Consider the following 16023-nt stretch of genomic DNA (forward strand, 5'->3'; position numbering starts at 1 on the left):
TTAAATCATTTGACGAATTAAGTGAAAGCCAACTAATGTATATTAAAAGTTTGAAAAAGAGCAGATACGGTATGAAGTTGGAATTACATAGTATTTGTGTTGGGCTATTGAAAAGATTGCAAAACACATCGGCTTTTATAATCCACATAATAGGCAAAGGAGCCGGTTATCTAATGTACTCCTATTTTAAATATTGCGCAGCTTACAAAACAAACTTTGGAAGAACTTGAAAATAAAAAAATACCGGTTTTGCCCTGAAGCAAAACCGGTATTACCACTGCTTTTATTCATCCATCAGAATAAGAGCCCCCATTACGCCAACTTCTTTTAACTTGATTTTTCCCCTACGGAAATCTTTCTTATCAATCAAGTAAACTTTTTTATTTTGACGATAAGATATAAGTAGCGTCGCTTCCGTTAGTCCCATGCTATTTAAATAATCATAGGTTATTATCAAATCTTTGTTCTTTTTTAAAAATGACTTTTTTTCTATTCTTACTTTGGAGCCAGAATAAGGATGATGATCGAAAGACATGCTATCATGATAAGCATTGCTAAAACTATAATAATAATAATCAGAGAGGTGTTCTGTGTCTGTTGTAGCAGTTCGAACATTATGGCCCTGATGGTTTTTATCTTTTTCAAAATAAACATAGACTATATCTGAGCTTTTTAGCCTTTTGTATTTCTTGTCATAAAATACACTTTTTAACTGATCGTAAGCATTTACAAGTTTTACCCTTTCTTCATAATGCAAAACTTTATGCTCGATGTATGAACTTGGGGCATGACTATAATAGGTTATAATGGTGTTATTTTTATATACTTCAACTATACATCTACCTCCATCTGAAACTTTAAAACGTTGTCCTTGAGCATTTATAGTTATATTAAGAAACTCAGGATTTATTGTCAATAGACTATCAATAGTTCTTTTACAATCTAAAGCCAATTTACCTTTTAAAACTTCTTTACTTTTAACTTCATCCCGAATAATTACACATCGAATCACTTTTCCATTGGTTAAAGCTATAAACCTACTGCCGTCAAAGTTTACTAATAAGGAATTGGCATCTAATTTTAATAATTTTCGATATTTATCCCTGTATTATCAATATCTTTTTTTTTCATACTCATAAGTTGAAAATCCTTGAGCATACGCATTTTGTTGATAAAAAAAACAAAATATTAAAGCAATTTTTAGGTAAAAACCTAAAATTTCACAACAGTTTTCACATCCTGTTTTATTGATTGTCTTTCCCATAATCAATCAATACAGTTTTTTTTCAATGGCCCAATACCATACATATTATACAATTTAAAGACTCTCATTTTTCTTTCATTAACGGTTACTGAAACACCAAAATCATCAAAACTTCCGATTTCGGCTTTAAAGAAATCGCAATCTTACAAATCGCCTAATGGCAATTTGCAAAAAATGCATTCCAATTAAACGGACTTTCCGCAGAATCATGTAGTATATCGTGATAAATAAAAAAATACCGGTTTTGCTTCAGGGCAAAACCGGTATTACCACTACTTTTATCCCTCTTTCATAATCCAAGCCCCAAATACCTTAACTTTTTTTAACTTGATTTTCCCCCTACAGAAATCTTTCTTATCAATCAAGTAAACTTTTTTATTACCTATAAGTAGCGTCGCTTCCCGTAGTCCCATGCGATTTAAATAATCATAGGTTATTATCAAATCTTTGTTCTTTTTTAGAAATGACTTTTTTTCTATTCTTACTTCGGAGCCATTAGGATTATGTTCGAAAGTCATGCTATTATCATGAGGAGCATTGCTAAAACGATAATGATAATCAGACAGGGGTTCCGTGTCTGTTCTAGCAGGTCCAACCTTATGACTTTGATGGTTTTTATCTTTTTCAAAATAAACATAGACTGTATCTGAGCTTTTTATCCTTTTGTATTTCTCATCTGAAAATACTTCTTTTAACTGATAGTAAGCATTTACAAGTTTTACCCTGTGTTCATAATGCAAAACTTTATGCTCGATGTATGAACTTGGGGCACGAGTAAAATAGGTTATAATAGCGTTATTTTTATATACTTCTACTTTATATGTACCTCCATCCTGAACGTCGAAACGTTGTCCTTGAGCATTTATTTTTATACTAAGAAAATCGGGATTTATTGTGAGTAGACTATCAATAGTTCTTTTACAATCTAAAGCCAATTTACCTTTTAAAATTTCTTTACTTTTAACTTCATACCGAACAATTACATACCGAATCACTTTTCCATTGGTTAAAGCTATAAACTTACTGCCGTCAAAGTTTACTAATAAAGAATTGGCATCTAATTTTAATAATTTCCGATATTTATCCCCTTCATTATCAATGTCTTTTTTTTCATACTCAGAAGTTGAAAACCCTTGACCATACGTATTTTGTTGATAAAAAAGACAAAATATTAAAACTATTTTTAGGTAAAAACCTAAAATTCCACAACAGTTTTCACATCCTGTTTTATTGATTTTCTTTCCCATCAATCAATACAGGTTTTGTCCAATTTAGTACTAACCCAAGTATTATATAATCTGAACTCGTTCATTTTTAATTGATTAACAGTTGTTAAAAGACCTTCATCATTAAAACTCCCGATTTCGGCTTTAAAGAAATGGCAATTGTGCAAACCGAGCAGCGACAGGTTTCGATAATATCCATTCCAATTAAAATAGCCTGTTATAGATTCATCTTTCATAGTCATTAGGGCTCCCTCCACCTCTTTACTTTTGGCTGGTGAAACCAGACTAGGTCTCACTTCCAGCAAAATCATCTGCATCGTAGGCACTAAGTGCGCGTAGATAAAACTGTGTTGGGTTTGGTCTCCATCTTTGCCGTTGTAATAACTATTCATTGCATCAGCGATATCCATATTGTTTAAGGTCGGAATGCTCATTCCTATACTTGGGTCGCCCAATTTTACGTTTAAGTAGGCATGAATACCTTCGTGAATAATCGTTTTTGCGATATCCATAGTAGTTCCTCCTTCATTTCCACCTTCTCCATCCCCTCCATCGTCCAGTAAAAAATTACGATCCATTATAATTTCCATATCCATCGCACTTTTAGGATCTGTTTTGCCGTTTGCAATACCTAAATCTCCTATTTTAAAAACTACATTCGGTTTTGTCTTATCACCATTAAACATCTTAAGAAATAGATCTTTATACCCCTGCGTTTCGGTCAATTTGTTATAAACACACATAAACTTCTTTTCCTCTTCAGAATTTCCTGAAACAAAAGATAAATCTATAAAAGTAGGAGAAGAATAAGAGGCTTGAAAATCGATATTCAGCTCAGGGTTTTCTATCATTCTGTTTATACCCTCTTTTGCAGCAGAAATTATTTTGTGCGTACTCCATTCTTTGTTGGGATATTCGTCGTTAAGTAAAGAAATAATGTCATCTATTTTAGCATCAGTAGCCGTTTGTCTCACCCAGATATCTCCGTTGTCGCTCAATCCCTCTAAGTGGTGCAAGACATAGCTTCGTCTGGCAAGTGCATCTGTTGGTATTTCCCAATCGTAATTGGGTATTAAAATACCTGTGTCAGAATCATCCGTATTGGGTGGGGTTTCTCCATCAGAGCCGGCAACCGGCATATTATTAATTAAATCCATAAGTCTGTCCATATCTCCAATGCCAATCAGGCACATCATTTGATCTGTAAAACTTCCAGTAGTGCAAGTATCTTGTTCTTCTGCTGTTTTCAAAGTACGGCTGCTTGGGGTTCTAACTGCACTACCGTTTTTATATAATATAACACCTATGTGTAGTTTGTTTTGATCAAAAATTTCCAGTTTTCCCGTAAAAGTTTTCATATCGAATGCACGGGAATCATCATCAGGATTATATCTTGTGATAAAAGATGCATAATGATTGCCTGATTTATAAACGTTCAGGTTTTCAAAATAATAATCCGGGCTGTTTTGAGCCGATTGCGAGTGCATCGGAATACTGTAGGTTTCGTTCCCTTTGGAATCAATATATTGCTTGATGTGTTTAAGGACTAACCTAAACTCTGGATCTTGGGTGTATTTCTTATTGGATTCCAATTCCTTTTTTAAAGAAGGCAGGTCATCGATCGTTACATTGTTTATTTTTCCGTTGAACCCACTTTTCGCAGCGGATGGTGCTTCTGCTTCTTTTTCGCAACCTACCAGTGCGATAAAAAAACTGAATAGGATTAATGTTGCGAATTTGCTAATTTTTTGTTTCATAAATTTGATTAAATTTTTATTTTAGTTCTTGTTTCTTTATTGGCGTGTCATTGTTTTATCACCATTTCCAAAGTAAGATATTAATTGTCAGATATTTTTTACATATAAGACATTTTGTTATTACATTAAGGTAATATTTCGGCAGTTATATTGGGTTTTGTCACGGGTTAATCGGGTATTTTATAGTATTGTAAATACCTAATTTTGTAATCCTTACTTTATGTCATGAATCCTTATAAATTTTTTTTATTTAGTATATGGTAGGAGAATATTCCAAAAAAAATCTTGATATTTCTGTGTTTCTACAGTTTATTTTCTACTCTTATGTTCAATTGGAAAATCATAATTTATGAATATCTAATGCATGAATTATTATTGAATAAAAATTAACTTTAAACAAACGAAACTAAATTTTTTTGCGACGTTGGGTGGGTAATGGTTGGGCAAAAGAGTTAAATAAAAAAACCGTAAAATACTGAAGACAATATGTCGACGGTTTTCTAAAGTACCCGGAGCCGCTGCTTATCAGAAAAATCTTGAAGTAAATCATCAGATTGATTATCAGCTCATCTTAGTCACCACGCCCGAACTAATGTCGAATTTTTTGTGGAGGATTTGGAAAGGCTGTTGAACATTTCTATCAATAGAAATGCATCGTAGGTCTCATTTTCTTTGTTTTAATATGAGCAATTAATTAGTGTTTGAAACCCCAATTGTTATTAAAAAAGACTAGCGGGCTGTCAGGGATTACAGTCGGACAGCTTGTGCCTATTCTAACTATATTTAGCGAAATTAAAATCATTAATTAATTGAATTGCATATGATTGTGTGTGTGTTTTAATCAGGTTAGTAGCTATGCTTTGTAATAACATATTGATTGCATTTTTTATAATATTAATGCTTAATTCGGATTACATTATGTCGAAATCATGTGAATATAATGTGTGAGGGTTCTATCGAACACAGATTGATTGCTATTGCATCCGCATAATTTTCTTAATAGACCTTAGTATATAGAAGATCCCGGTAAATTCAGCGATTGAGAACGTTATTACCCAACTTAAACTTTTGAAATTTGTTTTCAAACGTGTAAACTCTTGCATAACCGGATTCATATATGAATTTATAAATATTCGAACTCATCTTGTAGTCTTTGTCAATACCGAGTTTTTAATTTTAAAATCTTTTGTGCCACAATTTTGCTACAATACATGTAAGAGAAACTGGATCTGGAAAACAAATTTTGCCGACAGTGTCGGCAAAATTGGAAACTAGATATTGCAAAAGTTTTTTTGTGATTTTCCTGCTATGGGAAAATTTATAAACAAGATTTCCTAATTTTTTCCTAAATTCCAAATACCACTTTTGCAAGACAAAAAAACTTTTTAAACAGATTGCTTACGAAAAATAAAAAGAGGGAATACATAACTTTTCAGACTCACAATAGTTTACTGATGATCGTTTAATCTCTTAATTGAAAGATCCTCAATCCTTTACAAAGGTAAATAAATGTATATTTTCGTTCCGGCATTAATTTCACTTGATGCTTTTATAAATCCATGATGATTGTCTACTATTTTTTTTACCAATGTCAGTCCAAGTCCACTACCGGAATATTGGTCTGCAGTATGCAAACGGTAGAACGGATCAAAAATTCGCACACTAAATTCTTTTGCAAACCCAATACCATTATCTACAATAAAAATATTTATATATTTAATATCTGGATCGCCACCAAATTCTAAGATTTCCTCTTGAGTCGCTTCACTAGTTTCTATTTGTATTTCAGGCGTAATTCCTTCTCTTTTGTATTTAATGGAATTAGAAATTAAGTTGTTGAATAATTGCTGCATTTGAAAGGGCACGGCCTTTATTACAGGTAATGTTGAAACCGCTATTATAGGTTTATCTTCAATTATTTGATCTTTAAGCTCATGTAATGTTTTTTTTTACAATCAAGTTCAAATCTGTTGTTTTTAATTCGTTTTCAATAAAATTAATTCTGGAATAAGCAATAAGATCAGCTATCAATGTTGACATATTGGATGCTATAAAGACAACGCGGTCAATTGTATGCCTGCCTGTATCACTTAGATTTTTCTCATGCCCAAGCAGCCTTTTGCAGAACATCTGAATTTTACGAATCGGTTCCTGCAGATCGTGGCTGGCTGCCGAGGAAAAGTACTCTAACTGCTCATTATACTTTAGCAGTTCGTTATTCTTTGCGTTAAGCATTTCATTACTTGTTACTAATTCTGTAATATCCTCAAGTGCCAATAAAATCATTCCTTCCGGCTTTGAATTTATTATTTTGCGCGCATTTACTATGATTGTTTTTTTTCCAATCCCTTTGCATACAATATCAAGTCTAAAATCCTCAATTACGCTCTGACCCCCAATCATCTTTAAAATTTGATCCCTAAATTCTGGAATATTCCAATGGCAGTCTCCAATCTCAAAAAAGGAATGGTTTTCCGTATCATTCTCATTTGTCATAAAATATTTATAGAAGGAAGGATTTGCACTCTTAATCGTGAAATCTTTACTGATAATAAGGAGCGGCTCTCTGATGGTCTGGATAATGGATTCGGCATAATTACGGGTTGAAATCAGCTGTTCCTGACGGTCCAGCAGTTCATCATTTACGCACATTAATTCTTCATTATTGGACTGTAGTTCCTCGGTGGAGGTTTCCAATTCTTCATTTAAAGCCTGAAGCTCTTCATTGCTGCTCAGTAGCTCTTCGCTGGTGGTCTGCAGTTCTTCCAATGAGGTTTGCTGCTCCTCGGATACCCTTTTGGCATCTTCGCGGATTTGGGCAAGTTCATTTTCCAGTTCAGCGATTCGAAGCTGATCTGTACTCGTGCCGTCAGGTGAAATGGTACCGGCCGCAGGAAGTTCCTTTTTATAAAAAAGAACCAAAAGGTGCTGGTAATCATTTTGAAGCGCCAATATATCAAAAGCTATACTGTAAGGCATCCCTGCAACATGGATATTTTCTTTGTGTATTTTTATTTTTTCTTTTTTTACCTGTATAATAGCATTTTGAAGTTCAAAACTAAGACTTCCGGGTGCCATTTTTAAAATATTGAAATCCGGCTTTCCAGGAGATGGGGTCAAGTAGGGCCTGATATCGCCATGGAAGTGAAGAATCTCCATGTTTTTATTTATCACTACACTGGATGGGGTAAAATGATTTAATAAAACTTCCGTCGCAGTTTTTTTTATATCAGCCTCAATAGTACTAGTTGTTTCGGATGCCTTTATCTTTTCCTTAAGGTTATTTAAAGGATTAAATGCATTTGGAACATATCTGCTTGGAGCATATTTTCGAACATAAATTTTTTCATTTTTACCTAGTACTTCATATAGATTTTGGGCATTAGAAACTGTTTCTGATTTACCAAGGAAAAGCAATCCATTTTGTTTAAGGGAAAAATGAAAAGAACTTAATACCTTGCTTTGCAGCTGTGGATTAAAATAAATCATAACGTTCCTGCAGGAAACCAGGTCAATTTTTGCAAATGGGGGATCATTGATAAAATTATGGGTTGCAAACACACACATATCCCTTAATACCTTATTTATGTGATACTGTCCATCTCTTTTTGTAAAATAAGTTCGCAGCCTTTCTTCAGATATTTCCTGAACATCCTGGCAGGTATAGATAGCAGTCCTCGCTTTAGAAATGCATTTCTGAGAAATATCAGAGGCAAAGATTTGAACTTTTGTATTGGTATTGGTCTGAAGCAGGTACTCATGAAGACTTATAGCCAGGGAATAAGCCTCCTCACCGGTTGAACAGCCAGCTACCCATATCCGGATGGTATCGTTTGTGATATTTTTAACCAGTAATGGAAAAGCAGTAGTGCTCAGACTGTCAAAAAAGGCTGAATCCCTAAAAAAATAAGTGACTGGTATAAGGAAATCATTAAACAGCAGATCCTGTTCCTCTTTATTATTTCTCAGATAATTGTAATAATCTTCTATGGAATGACGCTGTACCATCACCATTCTTCGGGCAATGCGCCTTCTGAGTGTCGGCTGTTTGTACTGCCTAAAATCATTGCCGGTTCGCAGAAAAACAAGATTTATAATCTGATATAATATTTCTTCTTCATTTTTGGGGATATGTTCTTCCTCGCTGTAAGCGTGGTTTGCAATATAGCTTTTTTGTATTTCCAGCAATTGTGAAGGAATATTTTCAGGAGCCAGCACATAATCTGCAACATCAGCATCTATTGTACTTTGAGGCATGGCCTTAAATGCTGCCGTTTCCGGATCCTGAGCAATTGTTGCTCCTCCAAATTCTTTAAGAATTTTAAAACCGGCGGTTCCATCAAATGCAGTTCCAGAAAGGATAACGCCTATGGCGTAAGTTTTATGAACTTTTGCCAGTGACTCAAAAAAGATATCAATTATATTGCTTCTGCTCTCAGCACGGGTCCTTAATTTAAGCTCTATTTGATTCTTGTTGGCGACAATATTATTGTTAACTGGAACAATATAAATATGATCCGGCTTTAAATCAATGATGTTTATAATTTCAATAACGGGAATGTTGCTATGCGGCGCTAAGAGTTCAGCAAGGCTGCTAGGGTGATCGGGAGAAAGACGCTGCACTATGATGTAAGCCATTCCTGAAGTTTTGGGTATAGCTGAAATTAATTTTTTAAAAGCATCCAGCCCCCCTGCAGAAGCGCCGATTCCCACCACAGGAAATGGAGGTAAATTATCTATTTGATTGTTAACTGCATTCATATTTTGAGATTTAAAGCTGTTTATCCTGAAAAATTACTGCAGTCCTAAGACCTTTAAGGTCACCTAAAACCCATAACCTTTAGAATATCGGCAAATAAGTTTGTCTTGTCCTGTTGTTTTGCCGGTTATGTATTGCGACAGTTCATTACAGCCCGCTTGGAGCTGCGGTGAATACCTTAATGAAGTGCTGAAAAAGGTAAGATAAAGACAATAGACTTTACCATCATGATCTTACGCGGATCTGCCAGCGCTTATTTTTCTGTTCAATAAACTGGCAGCTCATTCAATCAGGAAATTTAATTGTTTATTTTATAGGGATAAAAATAAATAAAAGTATTCTTAAAATGCTTTTATTTCCATTATATTTGAGCTGAAGCTGAAACATTATCTACTGAGGATACATTGCATAGCTTCTGCACAGCTCAGGTTTTTTGAAATTTTCTTGTAAGTATGGATATAAAAATTCTTTTGCACTTTTCCAATTATGCTCCTGGTCAAAACAGCAATACTGGCTTTAGTATATACCCATCAATTCCCTTGGTTGATGCCTTGGTCAGATAATAGTCATTATGTTTTTTTTTTGCGGGGAATCAGCATCTATTAATTATTTGAGCCCGGGTCTATTCATTACACCCCTATTGATATCTGAAAAACAAGGCAGAGGATATAAGTTTGTGTTGGTATGCATCACTGTATGCTATTTGGAATCAATTATCAATTTTGTGTGAATGGCAGCAGCCTGAAAAAGCAGTTCTTTTTTTTTATTTAATTCAAGGTTTTGTCTGGCATCAACAGGTCCTATACTTGGCTAAGACAGCATATTTCCTTTTCTTGGTAAAGATAAACCGCAACATCTTTACTTTTATTTTTGCTGCAGCTAAATGTATGCTTTGCTCCACTTGGATCATGATGCCGGCCGTCGGTCAATTCTTATGTACAGGTGCAAATGAACTGGCTTGCGCAGAGATCATTTTGGATTGAATTGCGGCTAACACAAATGTTTAATATGCGCGGGAAAATCATATTAAATTAGCATTTTCATTGCATGATTTTATGTGAGTCCGGTTACCGCAGCAGGCTTTAAGATTTTGCACTAAAAAGATTTATTTGTTTAGATAGTTTTTAATATTACATTTGGAAACTGACGGTATTGTTCTGTATATTAGATCAAAAAAATATGGGATTTGAAAAATTAACATCCAAAGAAAAACATTTTTATTTAGCTAAATTGGAAAACATTCTAATTTCCGGAAAGCTTTTTTTAAAAAATGATTTTGCACTGCCGGACCTTGCAAAAGAAACCGGTATTCAGCTTCACACCATCTCGTATTTGGTTAATTCACAAATTAATCTTCACTTCAAGGATTATATAAATTTAAAGAGAATAGCGTATTTTAAAGAAAAAGTCAACGATCCGGAGTGGAAAGATTTTACAGCCGAAAAAATGATTTTAGCTTCAGGCTTTAAATCAAGGACAACCGGCTACAGGGCTTTTATAAAACATGTCGGGGCAGCTCCGTCAGAATATTTAAAATCATGCAGGGCGGGATATGAGAGGCCAAAAGGCACTAGAACCATTTTTTAAGTTATAAAGCGAAAAATGGGATTAATCCGTAACATTGAATCAAAATTGACAATAAAGTGGGTGTATCTGCGAAAAGCTCCGAGAGTTCTTGACTTTTAAAGCTTTTAAATTTACAGAGGGAAGGGAGAGGTTTGGATTTGACAGCAGGAAGGTCCTTAAACTGTACTTGGCACTATTTTTAGGGTAACTAAATTCAATTAATTTTAAAAATAAGCTGGGAGAATAATTTTTTAAGGCCTAAATTTGTATTTATGGCAAAACTCATCAATCTTAAGGTCTTTTCTCACTTTTTCCGATCCTCATCTGCAGGGGGAATTATATTGTTAATCTGTGTATTTATATCGCTTTTGATTGCCAATTCTGGATGGTCGGAAGGTTTTAAGGAACTGCTTAATTTTGAACTGGGATTCCATACTTCTTCGCTGCATTTAAAATATCCGGTCCTACTCTGGATCAATGACGGGCTTATGGCTGTATTTTTTCTTCTTGTAGGACTGGAAATAAAAAGGGAGATAGTGGAAGGGGAGCTTTCTTCATTTGCCCAGGCTTCCCTTCCGGTGCTTGCCGCAGTGGGCGGTGTAGCGGTTCCGGCCCTAATTTATTTATTTTTTAATAACGGCGATCTGCATACTTCTAAAGGCTGGGGAATTCCAATGGCTACCGATATTGCTTTTGCTCTGGGGATTTTATCCCTTTTAGGCAGTAAGGTGCCTTCGGGACTTAAAATATTTCTGGCCGCGCTGGCTATAGCGGATGACCTTATTGCTATTTTGGTCATTGCGGTATTTTACTCCTCGGAATTGAATTTTCGCTATTTAGGATATGGGGGAGCATTGTTTGTTTTATTGATCATCTTTAATCGAATGGGTGTCAAAAATCTGCTTTTTTACCTGATCCCCGGAGCAGTTATCTGGTATTTTATTCATCACTCGGGTATTCATGCCACTATAGCCGGTGTTCTGGTAGCCATAACGCTGCCTACCAATGAAGATGATACCGAATCTGCGCTTGAAAAACTGGAACATGCCCTGACCCGTCCGGTGAATTTTATAATAATGCCCATTTTTGCCCTTGCCAACACCAACATCACTTTTGGATCTGAAATGATAGCAGGGCTTTTCAGTAATCTGGGACTGGGTATTATCCTTGGATTGTTTTTAGGCAAACCCATTGGGATTTTTATAATGTCATGGCTGTCGGTCAAGCTGAAAATTGCCGAACTTCCCCAGTCTGTTACCTGGATGCATGTATGGGGGCTTGGACTATTGGGCGGGATCGGATTTACAATGTCGATTTTTATAGCCCTTCTTTCCTTTGGAGATGCACTGCATCAGAATGAGGCGAAATTCGCCATACTTATTGCCTCTGCAGTTGCGGGTATTTCAGGATTTTGTATTTTGAGCCTGTACAACAAAAAGCAGAAAAATACTCTTGGGGATACTTAATGTTTCCTGAAAAGTTCCATATCTTTTTACCAGCAGGCGCTCATTGAGCCACTCCTTGAGTTTCTCGCTTTCGGCAGGACTTAGAGTTTTAGCGCCGTCATAGATAACGGCCGTTATCGTTGTAATGCTGTCTTTTTGATTCACAAGTGTGCTTTTATTGATAGAGAGTGAACTTACAGCGGGAAATAAAACCCGGGTTTCTTTTAAGATCTGAGGGTTGCATGGTCCCTTGTATATAATATTATTTTTTAGGTTTGATATTGTTTTTTAGGAGCTCTTCCCACTATGCGGTCCAATCTTTTGTGCCGAACCCCGGCCCAAAAGGATTTCCACTCCTATCGGGGATAGGGCTGCCGGGGCGCCCTGTTTTTTGTCTTTAAAGAACTGCCCATTAAGGCCCAATTGCCACTTATTTGGCTGCTAAAATTTGTATGCGACATAATTCTTGCCTTTAACATCTTTTGGAGTGTATTATAAACTAGTTTAATTGAACTATGGATTCTTATGATTTTAATTTAATTATTTGTTTTTTAATTCCACTTAAAGAAAAAGCTGATAACTCCGCAATTGTAGGCAAGAAAGGAGAAATTTTTTGAAAAAATGATCACATTTGCTATACTGTATTACATGCTGTTTTATTTCTGTCCTTTTATCAATTGCATTTGATCTTGCCATTAGGTTATTTTTGCGCGGTATATTTATACCCTTATTTATGAGTTTTTTAGTTTTTTTTGGATTTTTAATTTTATCTTTTGCTGTAAAGGCACAATCCGTTACTGGTATTGTAAATGATCAAAAGGGAAAAGCCCTTTCTGATGTATTGGTTCGTAATTTAATGTCAAAATCCCATGCCCATACTGACAGCAGTGGAAAATTTACCCTTGATTATACAAAAGCGCAGGATAGTATGAGATATCAAAAGAAATCCTGAAATTACGCTCAGTATTCCATCGGGATTTCCAGAGCTGAATGCCTTTGTAAGCCAAAACAGACCCACTAAATACGGCGTTGAATTGGGAGAAAAATTGTTTTCTGAAAAAAGGTTCAGTGCCGATAATACCATTTCCTGTTCTACCTGCCATATCCAGGCCAATGCCTTTACGGACCATAATGCGCAGGCTGTTGGTAGTCAGGGAAGGGTAGGGCTTCGCAATACGCCATCGCTTCAAAATCTGGCTTTTCTGAAATTTACAATTGAGACGGAAGCAAACTTCAGCTCGAAACACAGCACCTGGTTCCCATCATTACCCATGAAGAAATAGACTCGTCGATTCTGGAAGTGATCGGTAAAATAAGGATGATGCCCCTTATAAAGATTTGTTCCAAAAAGCCTTTGGGGATGCCAATATTACGCCTGACAGGATCTATAAAAGTATTGCACAATTTGGGTATACCTTAATTTCTGCCAATAGCAAATACGATAAGTTAAAACAAAATTCGGCCTCTTTTACACAAAGTAAATTACAGGGATATCAAACCTTTCAGCAGAAATGCGGCAGCTGCCACGGCACTGAATTGTTTACCGGCCAAAGTTTTAGAAATATAGGGTTTCCAATAAACACCAATACCAATGAAGCCGGGCGCGGCAGGTTTATCGGTATTGCTTCTGATTTTATGAGTTTTCGCGTTCCACTTTACGGAATATTGAATATACGGCCACTTATGGAAGTTTCGGGCAGTTTGCTGATTTAAGGTCTGTTTTGGATTATTTCGATAACGGTGTTATGGATGCCGATATTTTTGATCCGATTCTTAAAGATAAGGGCAGATGAATTCCGCTTACGGAAGAACAGAAAAATTATCTTATTGCGTTTATGAAAACGTTAAGTGACGGTGCGTTTTTAGGAAATTAATACTGAAATATGGATTGATCAAGGTACTGATCAAGCTCATAACGAAGTTAATCAAAAAACTAATTTTTTAAAACAATAAGAGTTATCTCAAATATATTTTTTTTAAAACTAAAAGTCAGCTTATTACAGGTCTTTGACAGAACAGAGTCACTATAGGTTTAGATATGCTTTTACTTCTGATATGCAACTTGAATTGTCCTATGTCAACGCTATTATGCCAAAAAAGTCAACCGATAAATTAGTTAATGCTATCCAGGCTATAATTGTTTTTTTAGAAGAATGAAAAAAAGATGTTTCAAGTTACAAAATGGAACAACATTTTTTCTGTAAAAAAAACAGATTAATCTAATGTTGAATTATTTCAGGAATCAAGGTTTGTAAATCGGTTTTAATAATTCTTAATGGTTTATAGGTCCTGCTATCACTCATTTTTTGATAAATTATGTTCATTTAAATTTTGGTAAATTTCAGGAACAATAAAAGCAGTAGTTGTTGTGTTTTAAGTTTTTTGCGTTTATGAATTGAGTGATTGTAGTATTTTAAATGTTAAGATTATGTTTAAATATCTTAATTTTATATTGTAATTGATTAGTAAATAGTCTGTTAATTGATAAAATACTAAAACCATGGAAAAGAGTAAATCAAAGTTATTTAAAATACCGCTGCTTGTTATTTGTAGTCTATTTTCAATATCAATATCGGCGCAAGACCAAATGGATCGGAACTCGCTACCGATTAAAGAGCCGGTGAGACCGACATATAGAGAACTCGATGCCAGAGATGCAAAAGTTCCGCCACGATGGGAAGTAAAGGCTCTCAAAGATGCTCCAAATGTAATTGTAGTTTTAAATGACGATATGGGTTTTGGTGTTTCAAGCGGTATGGGGGGCCGGTTAATATGCCTTTAACGGAAAAATTAAGCAAAGAAGGTATAAGTTACAATCGTTTTTATACCACATCGCTCTGTTCTCCAACACGAATGGCTTTGCTGACGGGGTATAATCATTACAGTAATAATGCAGGATCGATTATGGAAACGGCTACTGTATTCCCTGGAAATAACGGAATCAGGCCACAAGCCATTTAGCCTATGGCTGAGGTATTAAGACAAAATGGTTACAGTACAGCCGCTTGTGGGAAATATCATGAAACTCCGCCTTGGGAAATATCTATTTCAGGTTCTTTAGACCGCTGGCCTTCACATTCCGGGTTTGATAAGTTTTATGGATTTATCGGTGGAGAGACAAATCAATGGGCACCGCTTCTTTACCACGGCACTGCCCTGGTGGAGCTGCCAAAAGATCCTGATTATCACTTATAATTTATAGTGTTTTTTCTAAAAGTGAGAAAGTAGGATGAAGGAATATAAACGTTATTTATAAAGAAAGTGTTAATAAGTAAAATTATATAAAAATGAAAAAATTAAGTTTAATGTTACTTCTGCTCTTTATGTGTGGAATTGCAAAAAATTATGCTCAGGCAGATGTGAAAGCAAACGTTGCTCAAATCAAGAAGAATCTGACTGATAGTAAAGTAAGTTTGAAAAATTACGAGTGGATAGAAACTACCACTATCTTTTTAAAAGGAGAACAAAAATCGCTGCAGCAAAAGCAGTGTTATTATGCTGTAGATGGCACACTTATTAAAGTAGAAACTGGAGTGTCGACTCAGACGAAGCAAAAGGGAGGAATTCGCGGTAAAATTATAGAGAAGAAAAAAGAGCAAATGTCGGATTATGCCAAGCTAACTGTTTCCAAAATTAAGACGTACTTACCGCCAGATCCTCAAAAAATTCAAAGAATATATGAAAATGGCAAAACCAACATTCAAATTTTAAAACCTAATACCAAGTTTAAACTTAGTTTTCCTGATTATAATGAGCCGGGCGATATACTTTCTATTTCGATCGACAAGTCTAAGCAAAAGATAATCAGTGCAGAGGTCAGCACTTCTATAGATGACCCCAATAAGAAGGTTCAGTTCGATATTACCTACAGTGATCTACCAGACGGAACACAGTATGCTGCAAAAACAGTTCTTGATGCGCCAGAAAAAAACTTAAAGATAGTCATTGAGAATTCTGGTTTTAAAAACGCTGCTGGTAAATAAAAATAATCAGAAATAAGTTCTAA

The 16023-nt window shown here is 35.2% G+C and carries 12 protein-coding genes and 1 pseudogene; 8 read left to right on the forward strand and 5 right to left on the reverse strand.

The annotated features are described in order from the left end of the window. Window positions 1–283: 283 nt before the first annotated feature. The 5 genes from Q7C23_RS20355 to Q7C23_RS20375 form a co-directional block, all read right to left on the reverse strand. A complete protein-coding gene (locus Q7C23_RS20355; RefSeq protein WP_375034222.1) occupies window positions 284–1012 on the reverse strand; it encodes a hypothetical protein in 729 nt (242 codons plus the stop codon). Window positions 1013–1542: 530 nt separating this feature from the next. Beyond that, the gene (locus Q7C23_RS20360) at window positions 1543–2511 is read right to left on the reverse strand and encodes a hypothetical protein (protein ID WP_375034223.1); all 969 of its coding nucleotides are present in this window, start codon (window positions 2509–2511) and stop codon (window positions 1543–1545) included. Beyond that, window positions 2511–4247 carry a hypothetical protein gene (locus tag Q7C23_RS20365; RefSeq protein WP_375034224.1) on the reverse strand — a complete coding sequence of 579 codons (1737 nt, stop codon included), beginning with the start codon at window positions 4245–4247 and terminating at the stop codon, window positions 2511–2513. The genes Q7C23_RS20360 and Q7C23_RS20365 overlap by 1 nt, the downstream gene beginning before the upstream one ends. A 1493-nt stretch (window positions 4248–5740) precedes the next feature. Further along, entirely contained in the window at window positions 5741–6100 is a 360-nt protein-coding gene (locus tag Q7C23_RS20370; RefSeq protein WP_375034225.1) for an ATP-binding protein, read from the reverse strand. Between the two features lie 79 nt (window positions 6101–6179). Then, the gene (locus Q7C23_RS20375; protein ID WP_375034226.1) at window positions 6180–9008 is read right to left on the reverse strand and encodes a CheR family methyltransferase; all 2829 of its coding nucleotides are present in this window, start codon (window positions 9006–9008) and stop codon (window positions 6180–6182) included. 1177 nt (window positions 9009–10185) lie between these two features. Between Q7C23_RS20375 and Q7C23_RS20380 the strand changes: the two genes are divergently transcribed. The 8 genes and pseudogenes from Q7C23_RS20380 to Q7C23_RS20415 all read left to right on the forward strand — a co-directional run bounded on the left by Q7C23_RS20380 (window position 10186) and on the right by Q7C23_RS20415 (window position 16000). Continuing rightward, the gene (locus tag Q7C23_RS20380; protein ID WP_375034227.1) at window positions 10186–10593 is read left to right on the forward strand and encodes a helix-turn-helix domain-containing protein; all 408 of its coding nucleotides are present in this window, start codon (window positions 10186–10188) and stop codon (window positions 10591–10593) included. A 251-nt stretch (window positions 10594–10844) separates the two neighbouring features. Then, complete coding sequence (nhaA, locus tag Q7C23_RS20385; protein ID WP_375034228.1) at window positions 10845–12038, forward strand: Na+/H+ antiporter NhaA; 1194 nt, start codon at window positions 10845–10847, stop codon at window positions 12036–12038. A 712-nt stretch (window positions 12039–12750) separates the two neighbouring features. After that, complete coding sequence (locus Q7C23_RS20390) at window positions 12751–12969, forward strand: hypothetical protein (RefSeq protein ID WP_375034229.1); 219 nt, start codon at window positions 12751–12753, stop codon at window positions 12967–12969. A gap of 82 nt (window positions 12970–13051) precedes the next feature. After that, window positions 13052–13300 carry a cytochrome c peroxidase gene (locus Q7C23_RS20395; RefSeq protein WP_375034230.1) on the forward strand — a complete coding sequence of 83 codons (249 nt, stop codon included), beginning with the start codon at window positions 13052–13054 and terminating at the stop codon, window positions 13298–13300. Window positions 13301–13355: 55 nt separating this feature from the next. Next, complete coding sequence (locus Q7C23_RS20400; RefSeq protein ID WP_375034231.1) at window positions 13356–13730, forward strand: cytochrome c peroxidase; 375 nt, start codon at window positions 13356–13358, stop codon at window positions 13728–13730. A 787-nt stretch (window positions 13731–14517) separates the two neighbouring features. Continuing rightward, complete coding sequence (locus tag Q7C23_RS20405) at window positions 14518–14799, forward strand: hypothetical protein (protein ID WP_375034232.1); 282 nt, start codon at window positions 14518–14520, stop codon at window positions 14797–14799. Continuing rightward, a pseudogene (locus tag Q7C23_RS20410) lies at window positions 14790–15212 on the forward strand (sulfatase-like hydrolase/transferase). The gene Q7C23_RS20405 and the pseudogene Q7C23_RS20410 overlap by 10 nt, the downstream one beginning before the upstream one ends. Window positions 15213–15304: 92 nt before the next feature. Further along, window positions 15305–16000, forward strand: a complete 696-nt coding sequence (locus Q7C23_RS20415; RefSeq protein ID WP_375034233.1) for a hypothetical protein — start codon at window positions 15305–15307, stop codon at window positions 15998–16000. Window positions 16001–16023: the final 23 nt, after the last annotated feature.

It is taken from the genome of Flavobacterium sp. LAR06, assembly GCF_041946075.1.
Lineage (GTDB): Bacteria > Bacteroidota > Bacteroidia > Flavobacteriales > Flavobacteriaceae > Flavobacterium.